We start from the raw sequence: 1,689 nt of genomic DNA, 5'->3' as shown, positions 1-1,689 counted from the left end.
TCCGGCTGCAGTGCGAGCACGTTTGCGACGTGCTGGCCCTTCGCATCGCGACCGCCCTCGGGAAGCTCGTAGGCCTTGGCCCGATAGACACGCCCGGTGTTCGTGAAGAACAGCAGCCAGTGGTGCGTCGTGGTCACGAAGAAGTGCGAGACAAGGTCGTCGCTGCGCAGCGCCGCGCCCTTCACGCCGCGCCCGCCCCGGTGCTGGCTGCGATAGTTGTCGCTGCGGGTGCGCTTGACGTAGCCGTCGCGGCTGACGGTGACGACCATCTCCTCCTCGGGGATGAGGTCTTCCACCGAGACGTCGCCGTCGAATCCGTAGAGGATCTCCGTGCGACGGTCGTCCCCGTACTTCTTGGCGATCTCCGCGAGTTCGGTGCCGACGATCTCGCGCTGGCGCGGTTCGGACGCGAGGATGTCGTTGAGGTCCGCGATGCGCGCCTCGATGGCGGCGTGCTCGTCGATGATCTTCTGCCGCTCGAGAGCGGCGAGGCGGCGCAGCTGCAGTTCGAGAATCGCGCTGGCCTGCACCTCGTCGATCTCCAGCAGATCCATGAGTCCGTTTCGCGCGTCCTCCACGTTCGGTGAGCGGCGGATGAGGGCGATCACCTCGTCGAGCGCGTCGAGCGCCTTGAGGTAGCCGCGCAGGATGTGGGCGCGGGCCTCCGCTTCGGCGAGGCGGTAGCGGGTGCGCCGGACGATGACCTCGAGCTGGTGCTCGATCCACCGGGAGATGAACTGGTCGATGCTCAGGGTGCGCGGCACCCCGTCGACGATCGCGAGCATGTTCGCGCCGAAGTTCTCCTGCAGCGAGGTGTGCTTGTAGAGGTTGTTGAGCACCACCTTTGCCACCGCGTCGCGCTTGAGCACGATGACCAGGCGCTGCCCGGCCCGGCTCGAGGTCTCGTCCCGGATATCCGCAATACCGGCAAGTTTGCCGTCCTTGACCAGATCGGCGATCTTGATCGCCAGGTTGTCCGGGTTGACCTGGTACGGCAGTTCCGTGACGACGAGGCAGGTGCGGCCCTGCAATTCCTCGACGGAGACGACGGCGCGCATCGTGATCGAGCCGCGCCCGGTGCGGTACGCGTCGTGCGCCCCCTTGACGCCGAGGATCGTCGCGCCGGTGGGAAAATCCGGGCCCTTGATCCGCTGTACGAGGGCGTCCTGCAACTCTTCGTGCGTCGCGTCCGGGTGCTCTAGGGCCCAGGCAACACCGTCGGCCACCTCGCGCAGATTGTGCGGTGGGATGTTCGTGGCCATCCCGACCGCGATGCCGACCGAGCCGTTGACGAGCAGGTTCGGGAACCGGGCCGGCAGCACGGTCGGCTCCTGGGTGCGGCCGTCGTAGTTGTCCTGGAAGTCGACGGTGTCCTCGTCGATGTCCCGGACCATCTCCATGGCCATCGGCGCCATTTTCGTTTCAGTATATCGGTGGGCGGCAGCGCCGTCGTTGCCAGGCGATCCGAAGTTTCCCTGCCCGAGTGCGAGCGGATAGCGCAGCGACCACGGCTGCACGAGTCGCACGAGCGAGTCGTACACGGCACTGTCGCCGTGCGGGTGGAACTGCCCCATCACGTCGCCGATGACGCGGGTGCACTTGCTGAAGGCGCGATCGGGTCGGTACCCGCCGTCATACATCGTGTAGATCACCCGGCGGTGCACCGGCTTGAGTCCGTCCCGCACGTCC

The 1,689-nt window shown here is 66.7% G+C and carries 1 protein-coding gene; it reads right to left on the bottom strand.

The window, feature by feature from the left end:
- The coding region (locus tag ACK5IN_RS06625; RefSeq protein ID WP_416895408.1) for a DNA topoisomerase (ATP-hydrolyzing) at positions 1-1,689 on the bottom strand (1,689 nt) is incomplete at both ends.

This window comes from Microbacterium sp. (assembly GCF_047971895.1).
GTDB lineage: Bacteria > Actinomycetota > Actinomycetes > Actinomycetales > Microbacteriaceae > Microbacterium.
Note: the sequence above shows the minus strand (reverse complement) of the source record. Positions and strands in the feature narration are given on the sequence as shown.